The organism is Streptomyces sp. NPDC102270 (genome assembly GCF_044766405.1).
Classification (GTDB): domain Bacteria; phylum Actinomycetota; class Actinomycetes; order Streptomycetales; family Streptomycetaceae; genus Streptomyces.
The window spans coordinates 1-13,718 of the sequence record NZ_JBIWLX010000020.1; the positions used below are offsets into that span (position 1 = coordinate 1).

A 13,718-nucleotide genomic window follows, 5' to 3' on the forward strand; every position below is an offset into this window, starting at 1 on the left:
CCGCGACGGGGCACTCACCTCCATCACCGAAGCCACCGAGCTCTACCGCACCCTCGCTGCCGCCAACCCCGCCGCCTTCCTCCCCAACCTCGCCGGAGCCCTCAACAACCTCTCCAACCAGCAGAGCGAGCGTCAGCTCCTTGACGATGCATTGCGCACCTACGACCAAGCGATCTCGGAACTCCCCTCCGGTCCCCAAGCCGAGCTTCTCGTCTCGCGTGCCCGGTGGCGCCACGTCCACGACGATCACATTGGTGCGGCAGCGGATCTCCTCTCAGCAGCGCAACGCGCCGATGACACGACGGAATCCGCCTGGGCCGGTCGTTCCCGCCGTGCCGTCCGCGAACTCGCTGAAGAACTGGCCCGACACGTCCTGGCACAGCAATCTCTGGGGCCAACCCTCCCCAACCTGCCCGCCTGGTCGAAGGACGAACTCCCATCCGAGGCCATCGACCGCTTCAACAGCTGGCTTTCCGCACGGAGTTGGCCCGATCAGGAGACGTTCGTCCGGCAGACCTATCCACTTCTCGCGGCGCCGGAAGGCCGCGCCGCTCTCGCCCTCACCCGCGCGCTTTACCCGGAATTCATAGGTCTCAGCGACCTAGCGGTCGTGCTCGACGCCGCACACGATCGAGGCCTGGACCTGGTACTCGAAGAACTCCGGGAGACCAACGCCAGGTCCGATCTGGTCAACGAATGGCTCGCCACCCCCACCTGGCCGGCAGACCTGGAATTCCTCAACCGCCATCCCCGACTGACCGAAGACCCCCTCGTACGGGAGCTGCTCACCTCACAGTGGGACGACCCGGCGTCACGCCAGCACCTGGGCATCCTCCAGCTCACCGACCGCCTTCCCGCACCAGACGTCTACGACGCGATCACCGATCCCGCAACAGCGATCGACACAGCCATGGAGTTCGTCGAGCAGGGCCAACCGGACGCGCTCCTCCCGCTCCTCCTCGCATCACCAGCCCTCACGCAGATGCCGTTCGTCACTCCGTACCTGATCGCCGTACACACGGCGTTCTCCACCCCACCAGCAGCCGAGACACCACAACCCGAGGCAACCCCCGACACCAACGACCCGTCCCCCACCGACCTCATCGAGCAAGCCGCAACACAGGGCTCCGAAGTACAGCGAGGAGCCGGCGCAGCCCGCCTCCGCCGACTCGCCCAGCACCACCCGGACCACGCGCCCACGCTGCTCCAGCTGGCCGCCGCCCTCACCGCAGCCGCGCCGGCCCCGCAAAGCGAAACCGCCTCCGATGCCGGATGAGGAACAACGCCCACCCTCCGGGTCACCGTGCAAACTCACGGTGGAAGAGATCACGTACCTCAGCAACATGGGTCAGCTCTTCCACTCGGCACCCGGCTACCGGGCCATGCAAGATGCTCTCGACGCGGCCCTCAAAGCCGTACAGCGACACCGCGCCGACGGCGTGAGCTGGCCGGACATCACCCGTGCCCTCGGCATCCCGCAGGAAGAACTCCGGCACCGCATGCAGGAGACCACCGAGAAACCGCGCCCAGCACCTCCCCCGCTCACTGCAACGACCAGGATGGGCGACCACCTCCCCCAGCACCCACTGCGCCCTCCGACCGGTCGCCTGCGACTGCCCCCGTCGGAACTGATGAACCAGGCATGGTCCGCCTCGATCTCCGCCCACTCGCCGCAGAACTCGACCTTCTCCGCCGACATCCCCCCACAGGACCACCATGCGGGACTCCTCTCCCCAGCAGGCGCCGCTCCGAGAGTGCTGTTCGTCTCCGGCGATCCACGCCCTGGACGCAACGACTTCGGCGCTGAGGCGGCATGCATCCGGCAGGCCGTCGCCGCGAGTTACATGCAACTGACCGAAATGGCATCGGTCAGACTCGCCGAAATCTGCCCCGCCCTGGACACACACAGACCGACGAACCTGCACATCGCGGCGCACAGCTCCTTCGGCGGAATCCACCTCACCCAGGACAGCGGCGACCTCTGCATCGCGTACGAGAACCTGTGCGCGGAGATCGCCCGTGTCCGCCACCCGCCCCTCCTCGCCGTACTGAACTTCTGTGGCTCCACCGCGCTGGCCAACGAGATGGCGCTGACCGTGACGACGGTGATCAGCTGGCCCCACTCCATGGACGACGGGCAGGCCCGGACATTCACGAGGCAGCTGTACCAATCGCTGGCCGTCCGGCGCTCCGTAGCGGACAGTTGTAATGATGCGGAAGCCGAACTGAGGGGCCCGCATCCGGATCTGCCACTGCCTCTAACGCATGGCGATGCGACGGCCTACATCTTCTGAACCGCTTCGTCCGAGGCCGGATCCAACAGCGATCACTCACGCTCTCGCGCATGTGGTCACTCCCTGTGCCATCCAGCCGGTGAATGCCGTCAGCATCTGGCTCGTCTCATGATCGCCCGGACACACCCCGACGGCCACGCCAGCCGGACCGTTGGCCACTGCACGAGAAGGTCGGCCAACCCTGTAGGGCCGTTTCCTCTTCGGGCCGTTTCCGCGACCCCTCGGCCATCGTCAGACGCAGCGGGTGCCTGCTGCCAGTGCGAACACCAGGTGCACTATTCGGCCCGGAGACACCGTCGTCTGGACACGGCCGAGCCGCCCCGGCCCCTGTACGGCCCCTGGGTCCTGACATCGACCCTCAGGGCAGTCGCCCAGACGGCGAGCGACAACCTCGATCACCTACTCCATCGCAGGTCAGAGGGTTTCGAACCCCTCAGAACACCGCCGGACTCCGAACTCACGAGCAGCGGATTCAGTCCGTTCAGGCAAAGTTGACGATCCGACAGGACAAAATGAACGTTTCCGCAGGTCAGAAGCCTGCACAGGTGGGGCGGGTGGGACTCGAACCCACGGCCGACGGATTATGAGTCCGCTGCGCCGCTTCACGATGACTTTCGTCGGCCCAGGCGTCCCGTTCTCCTGCCTGGCCATGTCCCGGCAGGAGAACGGAAACACCACCCGAGATGCAAGCAGTGTCCGAAAGCGGTGAGTGAGTTATCGGCCAACGCCACCAAGCCATTGCAGGGCGACCGCCGACAGGTCTCACTACAGCGCTGATCTGCATCAACACCTCCTTGGGACGGAAAACGGGCCGATTCGACCCGAGGCCCATGCATCCCGAGACCGAACACCTATGAACTGCAACGATGCAAAAAGTGCCGCTGTACCAGCCAAATACAAGCAGAAAAATTGGTGGAAAAATTCCATACTCGAACATATCGGTACACAGTCCATGCGCGGAGCGGCACATGGCGCGATCGACGCCATTGACCGGGGCCGATGCCTTCACGGTGGCTCGCAACCTGCTCCTGCACGCCAACAGCCCCTATGAGCAGGCGACTTCGAAATCCGCTTCCGTGAGACGGAAGCAGTCTTGCGGCCTCGCGAAGCCTCTGCGGACGATGTCACCACGCCACAGAGACGGGAACCCGCCACCATGCCGCACACCACCGCCTTCGCCAGGAACCAGTGGTACGTCGCCGCCTACAGCCACGAGGTGGGCCGCGAGGAGTTGCTCGGCCGGACGATCCTCGGTGAACCGCTCGTCTTCTACCGGACCGAGGAGGACGGCACGCCCGTCGCACTCGCCGACCGCTGTGTGCACCGCCGGTTCCCGCTGCACGAGAAGCCGAGCCGACTCGACGGCGACAAGATCGTGTGCGGCTACCACGGGTTCACGTACGACACCACGGGCACCTGTGTGTACGTGCCGGGCCAGAAGCGCGTACCGCGCACCGCGCGCGTCGCCGCCTACCCCGTCGCCGAGCGGGACTCCCTGATCTGGGTGTGGATCGGCGACCCCGCGCTCGCCGACGCCGACACCATCCCGCGCGCCAGGCACCTCGACTCGCCCGGCTGGGTCACCGTCCGCGGCATGGAGCCGATCGACGCCGACTACGGCCTGCTGGTCGACAACCTCCTCGACCTGTCTCACGAGACCTATCTGCACGGCGGTTACATCGGCACCCCCGAGGTCGCCGAGACGCCGATCACCACGGAGGTCGACGAGGGCGCCGGCATCGTCCGGGTGAGCCGGCACATGGACGACGCCGCATGCCCGCCGTTCTACGCGAAGTCCACCGGCATCGAGGGCCGGATCACCCGCTGGCAGGACATCGAGTACCACGCCCCCTGCCTCTATCTGCTGCACAGCCGTATCGCCCCGGTCGGCGTGCTCCCCGAGGCCGACGGCAGCGACCCGAACGGCTTCCACACCGAGATCACCTACGCCATCACGCCGTCGAGCGACGGTCACGTGTACGACTTCTGGATGGTCTCGCGCGACTGGGCGACCGAGGACACCGAGGTCACCGAGTTCCTGCGGGGCAACAACCACACCGTCGTCATGCAGGACGTCGACGCGCTCAACCTGCTGCAGAAGACGCTCGGCACCGAGCGCACCGGCTACCAGGAGCTGAGCATCAACATCGACACCGGTGGTCTCGCCGCCCGCCGTATCCTCGCCCGGTTGGTCGAGGAGGGCGACAAGCCCGTGGAGAAGGTCCTGTGAGTGCCGGAGCCACCGGGGAGATCTACCGCATCGACTGGCTGCCGGGCACCGACGTCCTGCACGGCACCTGTCACTGCGGCCGCGAGCACACCTCGCAGGACCCGATCGAGATGTGGGAGTGGATGCTCGCGCACCCGAACGGGCATGCCCCGCAAGGACACGAGCCGCCCCCGCACGAGCCGCAAGGAAACAGCTCATGAGTGACGCGTACGAAGCCGAACTCGTCGTCGACCGCAGGGACCCGGCGGCCGACGGCGTGCTCGCCCTCACCCTGCGCCACCCGCTGGACGAGCAGCTTCCGGAGTGGGAGCCGGGCGCCCACATCGACGTGGTCCTCGGCCCCGGCCTGGAGCGGCAGTACTCCCTGTGCGGCGACCCGGCCGACCGTACCGCCTGGCGGATCGCCGTCCTTCGCGAGCCCGCGGGGCGCGGCGGATCCGCCCATGTGCACGGGCAGTTGAGGCAGGGCGACAAGGTCCGGGTGCGTGGGCCACGCAACCACTTCGCCCTGCGGCCCGCGCCCCGTTACCGGTTCATCGCGGGCGGCATCGGCATCACCCCGATCCTGCCCATGCTCGCGGCGGCGGAGGCCGAGGGCGCCGAGTGGACCCTGCTGTACGGCGGGCGGACGCGCGAATCCATGGCGTTCACCGAGGAGTTGAGCCGCTACGGCGATCGCGTCACCGTCGCTCCCCAGGACGAGACCGGCCTCCTGGACCTCGCCTCGGTGCTGGACGGGGTTCCCGAGGGCACCCTCGTCTACTGCTGCGGGCCCGGTCCGCTGCTCGACGCGGTGGAGGCGCGCTGCCCGGCCGGACTGCTGCACGTGGAGCGGTTCGCGCCGAAGGAGCAACTGGAGGGCGAGAACACGGAGTTCGAGGTCGAGCTGGCGCAGACCGGTACGACGGTCACCGTCGCTGCGGACGTCTCGGTGCTGGACGCGGTGCGTGCTTCCGGCGTCGAGGTGCTGTTCTCCTGCACGGAGGGCACGTGCGGCACCTGTGAGACCGATGTTCTCGACGGCACCCCGGACCACCGGGACTCCGTGCTCACGGACGAGGAGCGGGAGGCCGGGGAGACGATGATGATCTGTGTGTCCCGGTGCCGGGGGAAGAAGCTGGTACTGGACCTGTAGCCATCCGGAGGTCGGCCTCGATGCCGGCCACGGTCTCCAGCAGCGGCGGCAGCAGATCCCGCCGTACCGCGGCGAGTGTCGTACGCCCCGCCTGCACGGGGATGTTGACCGCCGCCACCACCTCGCCGCCCCGGTCCCGCACCGGGGCGGCGATCGAGCGCAGCCCCTCCTCCAGCTCCTGGTCGACGAGCGCGTATCCCTGTCTGCGCACCCGCTCCAGCTCGGTCCGCAGCAGCGCGGCGGAGTCGATCGTGCGAGCGGTGAGCGGAGTCAACTCGACGCGTGCGAGGCGTACTTCGATCTCCTCCTCCGGCAGGTGCGCGAGCATCACCCGCCCGACCGAGGTGACATGGGCCGGGAAGCGGGTGCCCACGGTGATCGCCGCGCTCATGATGCGACGCGCGGGCACCCGGGCCACGTACACGATGTCGTCGCCGTCGAGCACGCACAGGGACGACGACTCCCTTGTCCTCTCGACGAGTTGCTCCAGATGCGGTTCGGCGATCTGGGCCAGCGAGAAGCTCGACAGGTAGGAGTAGCCGAGTTCCAGGACGCGCGGGGCGAGCCGGTAGGTGCGGCCGTCGGCGCGGACGTATCCGAGATCCGCCAGGGTCAGCAGGAAACGGCGGGCCGCCGCCCGGGTCAGTCCGCAGGCGCGGGCGACCTCACTGAGGGTCAGTTCCCGGTGGTCGGCGTCGAAGGAGCGGATCACGGCGAGGCCTCGCTCCAGGGAGCGCACGAAGTGAGGGGCGCGGTCTGCTTCGGGCATCGTCGCCTCCGATGAGCGAATGTCAACAATATTGTCAGCAAAAGGTGTTGACCCGACCCCCGCGAGCCCCATACCTTTCGCGCTGAGCACCACTGTGCGGTCTGCGCACAGCCTGTCGGAACAACAAGTCTGCACAGGAGGAGCCATGCGTCGTCTGCTCGTCGCCCTCGCGGCCGGAGCACTACTGGTCACCGCGTCGGCCTGTGGTTCGTCCGGCGACTCGGGGGGATCGGACTCGGGATCGTCGTCCGGCGGCACCACCACCGTCAAGCTCGGCCTCATTCCGATCGTCGATGTCGCGCCGATCCATCTGGGCCAGAAGAAGGGCTTCTACAGCAAGCACGGCCTGAAGCTGGAGATATCGAACGCGTCCGGCGGCGCGGCGATCGTGCCCGGGGTCGCCAGCGGGCAGTTCCAGTTCGGCTTCTCCAACGTCACCACCCTGTTGATCGCCCGGTCGTCCGGGGTGCCGATCAAGGCGGTCTCCAACGGCATCGCCTCAACGGGCGTGCAGGGCAAGGACTTTGCTGCCGTCGCGGTGAAGAAGGGCAGTTCGATCACGTCCGCGAGGGACCTGGAGGGCAAGAAGGTCGCCATCAACACGCTGAAGAACATCAACGAGTCCGCGGTGCGCGAGTCGGTCCGCAAGGCCGGCGGCGATCCGGACAAGGTGAAGTTCGTGGAGCTGGCCTTCGACCAGATGCCGGCCGCTCTCGACGGCGGCCAGGTCGACGCGGCCTGCGCGGTCGAGCCCGCGCTCGCCACCATCAAGAGCCAGGGCGGCCAGGTGATCGCCTCCCCGCTGGTGGACGTGGCCAAGGACACCACGGTCGCCATGTACTTCACCTCGACGAGGTACCAGCAGCAGAACGCCGACGTGGTGAAGAAGTTCCAGGAGGCCACCGCCGAGTCCCTCGCCTACGCGGACGCCCACCCGGACGAGGCACGCCAGATCATCACCACCTACACCAAGATCCCGGCGTCGGTGCTGGCGCAGGTGACCCTGCCGAAGTGGCCGGCCGAGCCGAACAAGGAGTCCATCGAGGCGCTGGCGAAGCTGGGCGAGGGTGACGGGTTCTTCAAGAAGACCCCCGACGTCGACGCGCTGCTTCCGTGAGGTTCCAGAACGCGGCGCTGGGCGCCGCCGGGCTCGCGGCCTTCCTCGTCCTGGGCGAGGCGGTGCCCCGGCTCGGTCTGGTCAAGGAGGCCTACTTCCCGCCGACCAGCCGGATCGCGCGCGCCTTCGTCGACGAACTCTCCGACGGCGCCTTCTGGACGGCGCTCGGCGACACCCTCACCGGCTGGGCCCTGGGCCTGGCCATCGCAGCCTCGGCGGGCATCGTCATCGGCGTGATCGTCTCGGTCGTGCCGTATCTGCGCGAGGCGACGGCCTCGACGATCGAGTTCCTGCGTCCGATCCCCTCGGTCGCCCTCATCCCGCTGGCGGTGCTGCTGTACGGCAGCGAACTGCGGTCGGTGCTGCTGCTCGTCGCGTACGCCAGCTTCTGGCAGGTCCTCATCCAGACGCTCTACGGCGTCCAGGACGTCGACCCTGTCGCCGAGGAGACGGCCCGCTCGTACGGTCTCGGCACCTGGGCACGGATCCGGCACGTCCTGTGGCCGACCGCGCTGCCGTATGTGATGACCGGGGTGCGGCTGGCCGCGGCCGTCGCGCTGATCCTCGCCATCACCGGTGAACTGGTCATCGGGGCACCGGGGTTGGGCGCCCGTATCGCGGTGGCGCAGAACTCGCAGGCGGTGCCGGAGATGTACGCGCTGATCGTCGTGACCGGCCTTCTGGGGCTGCTCATCAACGTCGGCGCGCGTACCGTGGAACGACGGGCGCTGGCCTGGCACCAGTCGGTGCGCGGGGAGGTGGCGGTGTGAAGCGGCTCGCTCTGCGGCTCTTCTTCGTGCTCGCGCTGCCCGCGCTGCTGGTCATGGTCTGGTGGCTGGCGTCGGACGGCAGCGACAACGTCTTCTGGCCGCCGCTGCGCACGATCCTGCAGACCTTCCCGGACGTGTGGACCGCCGACCGCCTGCGCGACGACGTCCTGCCCAGCATCTGGCGCCTGGTGGCCGGTTACGCGCTGGCGGCCGTCGTCGGTGTCGCCGCCGGCACGGTCATCGGCTCCTACCGGCGGGTGCGGGCGGTGTGCGAACCGGTCCTGGAGTTCCTGCGGGCGGTCCCCCCGCCGGTCCTGATCCCGGTCATCATGCTGTTCGCGGGCATCGGCGACACCATGAAGGTCACCGTGATCGCGAGCGGCTGTGTCTGGCCGATCCTGCTCAACACCGTCGAGGGTGTGCGCGCGGTCGACCCGGTGATGCTGGAGACGGCCCGCTCCTACGGCATCACCGGCCCCTCGCGGCTGCGCAACCTGGTGCTGCCCTCGGCCGGCCCGCAGATCTTCGCGGGCCTGCGCCAGGCGCTGTCCATCGGCATCATCCTGATGGTCATCAGCGAGATGTTCGCGGCCAGCAACGGCATCGGCTTCACCATCGTCCAGTTCCAGCGCAGTTTCGCGGTCCCCGACATGTGGACCGGCATCCTCGTCCTCGGTCTGCTGGGGTTCGTCCTCTCCGTCGTCTTCCAGCTGGTCGAGCGGCGGGTCCTCGCCTGGTACCACGGCCTGCGCGCCTCGGCCCGGCGGTCCCCGTGAATCACCCGAACGTGAAAGGGCGGTCCATGCACCCGCTTCTCGGCGTGTCCGGCCTGAACAAGGTCTACGAGGGGTCCGGCCGCCGCGTGGAGGCGGTCCGCGATCTCACCTTCACCGTCGATGCGGGCGAACTCGTCTGTCTCGTCGGCCCCTCGGGCTGCGGCAAGACGACCCTGCTGAAGTGCATGGGCGGCCTGCTCACGCCGACGGCCGGGGAAGTCCGCCTGTCAGGACGGAAGGTGACCGGTCCGCCGCCCGGGATGGCCTTCGTCTTCCAGGAGTACGGCCGCAGCCTCTTCCCCTGGATGCGCGTCGCCGACAACGTCGAACTCCCCCTGAAGCAGAAGAACCTGCCCACATCGCGACGCCGCGAGCTGGTCGCCGACGCACTGGAGTCGGTGGACCTGTCGGACGCCGCCTCGGCGTATCCCTGGCAGCTGTCCGGCGGGATGCAGCAGCGCGTCGCGATCGCCCGCGCACTCGCCTACGAGCCCGAAGTCCTCCTGATGGACGAGCCGTTCGCGGCCGTGGACGCCCAGACCCGCGCCGACCTGGAGGACCTCGTACGGCGGCTGTGGCGGGAGCGCGGCATCACGATCCTGTTCGTCACCCACGACATCGACGAGGCCGTGTACCTGGGCGAACGCGTGATCGTGCTGTCCGCCTCCCCCACGGTCGTACAGGAGCAGCTGAAGGTCGATCTGCCGGACGAGCGGGACCAGATACACACGCGGGTGGCCCCGCGCTTCGCCGAACTGCGCACCCATGTGTACGAGCAGATCCAGGCGGCCAAGCGCGGGGTCGTGCGGGAGGCTCCGGTCACGAAGTCCGATACGCCTCCACTTCACTGAACTGCCCGGCCGGCCAGCCGGTGTTGGCGCTCACCGACAGGCGCAGATACCGCACAGTGGTGCCGGGCAGCGTGACGGTGGCCGTGTTGCCGGTCGCCGGGTCGAGGCGGTAGCCCTGTGCGCCGACGACGGTGGTGTAGGTGCTGCCGTCGGCGCTGCCCAGCACGGTGACGGTCTGGGTGCGGGCCTGCCAGGCGCTCTGCGGAGGCAGTTTCAGCACCAGCCTGCGCACCGGTTCGGCCGACCCCAGGTCCACCGTCCAGGACTGCGGGAACGCGTTGTTGGCGGACTCCCAGTAGCTGTTCGCGTCGCCGTCGACCGCCTTGCCGGGCGTGTAGACGTCCTGGGAGCCGCTCGCGGTGGCCGGGCGGCCCTTGGCGAGGTTGCGGTTCGGGTCCGGATCGGGGTTGCCCTGGCCCGGCTGCGGCCAGGTCGAGCAGTCCGACCAGGTGCTGCTCCAGCCGGAGTTGCCGCCGCCGTCGGTGAGGGCGAAGGTGCCGGAACTCGCCGGGTAGGGACAGTTGTAGACACCCGCCGCACCCACCGAAGTCGCCGTGACATCGCGGAAGGTCGCGGCACCCTGGGCCTCCGCCTGCACGACGACCGTGCCGGTGTTGCGGACGGTCGCGCCGGACACGGTGACGTTCCGGACCGGGTAGCCCTGTCCCCCGCCGGAGACGAACTCGAAGGCGCTGTACGGGCTGTCGGTGATGGTCGTGTCGGTGATGTTCACGGTGGCGTTGACGGCGCTGTCGTACGAGTCGACCCGCAGCGCCCCCATCGGGTGGTTCCAGTTGGGGTTCATCGCGCCGGTGCGGACGAGGGTGTTGCCGTCGACCGTGATGGTGCCGGCCAGCGGGAAGAAGGGGTCGAGGAACTTCTGGTTGGAGATCGCGATGCCGCTGCCGAGGGCGTTGGTGTCGGAGACCAGGTTGTTCCGCACCGCGAGGTCGGTTCCGCCGTAGATCGCGATGCCGTTGGCGAGGTTCGGCTGGGTGATGGTGTTGTTCTCGAAACTGCTGTTCGTGTCCGGCGCGTACAGCGACCACATGGCGAGCGCGTCGTCTCCCTGGTTGCGCAGGAAGTTGTTGCGGACGCGCACTCCGCGGGCGTTGCCGTTGAGGTTGAGGCCGTCGGCCGTCATGTCGAGGAAGCGGTTGTTCTCCACGACGAGGTTGTCGTTGTTGCCCGTCAGCCAGAGGCCGACCTTCAGATGCTGGAGCCACATCCCGGACACCGAACTCCCGGGTCCGAGGGAGCCGTTGACGAAGTTGTCCGGGTTGGAGTCGACGCGCTCGGTGACCTCACCGACCACCGCGAAGTCCTTGATGTGGACGTTCCCCGAGGAACTGGACTGGTCGATGAAGCGGGAGGAGTGCACGACCGAGTGCCAGCTTCCGGCGCCCTGGAGAGTGACGTTCTGGACGCCGCCGAGGGCGGAGGTCAGCCGGTAGTCGCCCGGCGGGATCCAGACCGCTCCCCCTTGGGCGGCGGAGATCGCGTCCCGGAAGGCCTGGGTGGAGTCGCCGTTCCCGGTGGGGTCGGCGCCCTTGGAGGTGACGGACACGGACCCGGCGGGCTGACCCGCGGCCGCCGCGACCTGCTCGAAGTCGGAAACGTCGACGGTGACCTGGGTGCCGGTCGACTCGAAGGCGACCTTGTCACCGGCCTGGACGTCCCGGCCGAGCAGGAGGCGGGCGTTGTCGAAGAAGTGGTGCGTCCTGGCGCCGGGTATCCAACTGGTGTCGATGTAGGAGTACTTGGACGTCACGGGAAGCGTCTTCGCGAGCCTGGTGCCGTTGACGTAGACGTTCAACGTGCCCGACTGGCCGTCGGGGACGCTGTAGGCGACGTTCACCGCGTTGGCCGCGCGCGGCACGGTGAACTCGACGCGTTGACCCGAGCCGATCCGTACCGCCTGCCGCCCGGACGCCTCCGAGGCGAGCGTGCCCTGCGTGTAGTCCGGGCCGATTCGCGTGCCGGTCGTGGTGGCGGACTCGGCCTCGACCGAGGTGAAGGGCAGGGTGGCGCCCGCGGCCGCGTGGGCGGTGGGCGCGGTGGCGGTGAGGAGGCCGGTGGTGAGGGCCACAGTAATGGTCGCTGACATGCTCCTGACAGATCTGTGCATGTGCTGATCCCTTCGTGTGGGGGTGTGGCGGTCTCAGCCGTGCAGCCAGACCGCCGTGTCCTTCGGCAGTCGGCCCCGCGGGTCCAAGGGGCCACTGGCGAGCAGCAGTTGGGTGTGTACGGGGAGGTCGGCCGGGCTGTCGGCGAGATTCACCACGCACAGGGAGCCCTGCGCACGGGTGAAGGCGAGGACGCCCTCGGGTGCGGGCAGCCAGGTGAGCGGGCCGTCGCCGAAGACCGGCCGGATCCGGACGGCTTCCCGGTACAGGCTGAGCATCGACTCGGGGTCCAGGGCCTGCCGGTCGGCCGCGTACGAGGCCCAGTCGGCGGGCTGCGGCAGCCAGGGCTCGCCCCCGAACCCGGCGTGCGGCGCCCCGGCCGCCCACGGCAACGGCACCCGGCATCCGTCCCGCCCGGGGTCCGTGCCGCCGGAACGGAAGTGCATCGGGTCCTCGATGCGGTCGCGCGGGATGTCCGCCTCGGGCAGGCCGAGTTCCTCGCCCTGATAGACGTAGACGGCTCCGGGCAGGGCGAGCGTGAGCAGGGCCGCCGCCCGGGCCCGCCGGGTGCCGAGGGCCAGGTCGGTCGGGGTCCCGAAGGCCTTGGCCGCGAAGTCGAAGCCGGTGTCCGTACGGCCGTAGCGGGTGACCGTGCGGGTGATGTCGTGGTTGCACAGCACCCAGGTGGCGGGGGCGCCGACCGGGCCGTGCTCGGCGAGGGTCGTGTCGATCGAGGTGCGAAGGCGCCCGGCGTCCCAAGGGCACGACAGGAAAGAGAAGTTGAAGGCGGTGTGCAGCTCGTCGGGGCGCAGGTAGCGGGCGAAGCGTTCGGTGTCCGGGAGCCAGACCTCGCCGACGAAGACCGCGTCGTACTCGTCGGCGACGGCCCGCCAGGAGCGGTAGATGTCGTGGAGTTCGTCGCGGTCGACGAAGGGGTGCGGGTCGGGGTGGAGAGCGAGGTCGGGCAGGTCGGGGTCCTTGGCGAGCAGGGCGGCCGAGTCGATGCGGACGCCCGCCACTCCCCGTTCGAACCAGAAGCGCAGGATGTCCTCGTGCTCCTGGCGGACGGCGGGGTGGGCCCAGTTGAGGTCGGGCTGCTGCGGGGTGAACAGATGCAGATACCAGTCGCCGTCGGGCAGCCGCGTCCACACGGGCTCGGCCGAGCCGACGAACTGCGAAGGCCAGTCGTTGGGCGGGAGTTCACCGTGCTCACCGCGTCCGGGCCGGAAGTGGAACAGCTCGCGTTCGGCGCTGCCGGGCCCAGCCCGCAGCGCGGCCCGGAACCAGGGGTGCTGGTCGGAGACATGGTTGGGCACGATGTCGACGATCGTGCGGATGCCCAGCTCCCGTGCCTCCGCGATGAGCTTCTCCGCCTCGGCGAGGGTGCCGAAGGCCGGGTCGATCGCGCGGTAGTCGGCGACGTCGTAGCCGCCGTCCTTCATCGGGGAGAGGTACCAGGGGCTGAACCACAGGGCGTCCACGCCGAGTTCGGCGAGATACGGCAGCCTGGCGCGTACTCCGGCGAGGTCGCCGGTGCCGTCCCCGTCGCCGTCGGCGAAGCTGCGGACGTAGACCTGGTAGATGACGGCGGAGCGCCACCACTCGGTGGGCTGTCCCACTGGGGGTTCCCTTCTGTTGGCGGACGGACGG

12 protein-coding genes are annotated in these 13,718 nt (G+C 68.8%); 9 read left to right on the forward strand and 3 right to left on the reverse strand.

Annotation, left to right across the window (positions count from 1 at the left end; all coding sequences use genetic code 11):
* The 5 genes from ACIRP7_RS35100 to ACIRP7_RS35120 all read left to right on the forward strand — a co-directional run.
* Positions 1-1,276, forward strand: a 1,276-nt coding sequence (locus ACIRP7_RS35100) for a hypothetical protein (RefSeq protein ID WP_403667782.1), incomplete at its 5' end; no start/stop codon positions are given.
* Between the two features lie 40 nt (positions 1,277-1,316).
* Positions 1,317-2,294 carry a hypothetical protein gene (locus tag ACIRP7_RS35105; protein WP_403667785.1) on the forward strand — a complete coding sequence of 326 codons (978 nt, stop codon included), beginning with the start codon at positions 1,317-1,319 and terminating at the stop codon, positions 2,292-2,294.
* A gap of 1,156 nt (positions 2,295-3,450) precedes the next feature.
* Positions 3,451-4,524 (forward strand): Rieske 2Fe-2S domain-containing protein, encoded by a 1,074-nt coding sequence (locus tag ACIRP7_RS35110; protein ID WP_403667788.1) that lies wholly within the window; start codon positions 3,451-3,453, stop codon positions 4,522-4,524.
* Positions 4,521-4,724: a hypothetical protein gene (locus tag ACIRP7_RS35115; protein ID WP_403667791.1), complete on the forward strand. Its 204-nt coding sequence runs from the start codon at positions 4,521-4,523 to the stop codon at positions 4,722-4,724. The genes ACIRP7_RS35110 and ACIRP7_RS35115 overlap by 4 nt, the downstream gene beginning before the upstream one ends.
* Positions 4,721-5,659 (forward strand): PDR/VanB family oxidoreductase, encoded by a 939-nt coding sequence (locus ACIRP7_RS35120; RefSeq protein ID WP_403667793.1) that lies wholly within the window; start codon positions 4,721-4,723, stop codon positions 5,657-5,659. Before ACIRP7_RS35115 ends, ACIRP7_RS35120 begins: the two co-directional genes overlap by 4 nt.
* Here the strand turns inward: ACIRP7_RS35120 and ACIRP7_RS35125 are convergent.
* Positions 5,574-6,428, reverse strand: coding sequence for an IclR family transcriptional regulator C-terminal domain-containing protein (locus ACIRP7_RS35125; protein ID WP_403667796.1), 855 nt, complete (start codon positions 6,426-6,428; stop codon positions 5,574-5,576). The two genes, ACIRP7_RS35120 and ACIRP7_RS35125, sit on opposite strands and share 86 nt — an antisense overlap.
* Before the next feature lie 145 nt (positions 6,429-6,573).
* On the opposite strand from ACIRP7_RS35125, the gene ACIRP7_RS35130 reads away from it, so the two are divergent.
* The 4 genes from ACIRP7_RS35130 to ACIRP7_RS35145 are packed head-to-tail and all read left to right on the forward strand — an operon-like array spanning position 6,574 to position 9,942.
* The gene (locus ACIRP7_RS35130; RefSeq protein ID WP_403667799.1) at positions 6,574-7,545 is read left to right on the forward strand and encodes an ABC transporter substrate-binding protein; all 972 of its coding nucleotides are present in this window, start codon (positions 6,574-6,576) and stop codon (positions 7,543-7,545) included.
* Entirely contained in the window at positions 7,542-8,315 is a 774-nt protein-coding gene (locus ACIRP7_RS35135; protein ID WP_403667802.1) for an ABC transporter permease, read from the forward strand. Before ACIRP7_RS35130 ends, ACIRP7_RS35135 begins: the two co-directional genes overlap by 4 nt.
* Positions 8,312-9,091 (forward strand): ABC transporter permease, encoded by a 780-nt coding sequence (locus tag ACIRP7_RS35140; RefSeq protein WP_403667805.1) that lies wholly within the window; start codon positions 8,312-8,314, stop codon positions 9,089-9,091. The genes ACIRP7_RS35135 and ACIRP7_RS35140 overlap by 4 nt, the downstream gene beginning before the upstream one ends.
* A gap of 26 nt (positions 9,092-9,117) precedes the next feature.
* Positions 9,118-9,942, forward strand: coding sequence for an ABC transporter ATP-binding protein (locus tag ACIRP7_RS35145; protein ID WP_403667807.1), 825 nt, complete (start codon positions 9,118-9,120; stop codon positions 9,940-9,942).
* On the opposite strand, the gene ACIRP7_RS35150 is transcribed toward ACIRP7_RS35145, so the two are convergent.
* Positions 9,911-12,049 (reverse strand): discoidin domain-containing protein, encoded by a 2,139-nt coding sequence (locus ACIRP7_RS35150; protein WP_403667810.1) that lies wholly within the window; start codon positions 12,047-12,049, stop codon positions 9,911-9,913. The genes ACIRP7_RS35145 and ACIRP7_RS35150 overlap by 32 nt on opposite strands.
* Positions 12,050-12,103: 54 nt before the next feature.
* The gene (locus tag ACIRP7_RS35155) at positions 12,104-13,687 is read right to left on the reverse strand and encodes a glycoside hydrolase family 13 protein (protein ID WP_403667812.1); all 1,584 of its coding nucleotides are present in this window, start codon (positions 13,685-13,687) and stop codon (positions 12,104-12,106) included.
* Positions 13,688-13,718 lie beyond the last annotated feature (31 nt).

Bases quoted from the DNA above. Each gene is read 5' to 3' on its own strand.
- ACIRP7_RS35150 (WP_403667810.1), bottom strand. From the start codon at position 12,049: ATGTCAGCGACCATTACTGTGGCCCTCACCACCGGCCTCCTCACCGCC.
- ACIRP7_RS35145 (WP_403667807.1), top strand. From the start codon at position 9,118: ATGCACCCGCTTCTCGGCGTGTCCGGCCTGAACAAGGTCTACGAGGGG.
- ACIRP7_RS35110 (WP_403667788.1), top strand. From the start codon at position 3,451: ATGCCGCACACCACCGCCTTCGCCAGGAACCAGTGGTACGTCGCCGCC.
- ACIRP7_RS35130 (WP_403667799.1), top strand. From the start codon at position 6,574: ATGCGTCGTCTGCTCGTCGCCCTCGCGGCCGGAGCACTACTGGTCACC.
- ACIRP7_RS35120 (WP_403667793.1), top strand. From the start codon at position 4,721: ATGAGTGACGCGTACGAAGCCGAACTCGTCGTCGACCGCAGGGACCCG.
- ACIRP7_RS35125 (WP_403667796.1), bottom strand. From the start codon at position 6,428: ATGCCCGAAGCAGACCGCGCCCCTCACTTCGTGCGCTCCCTGGAGCGA.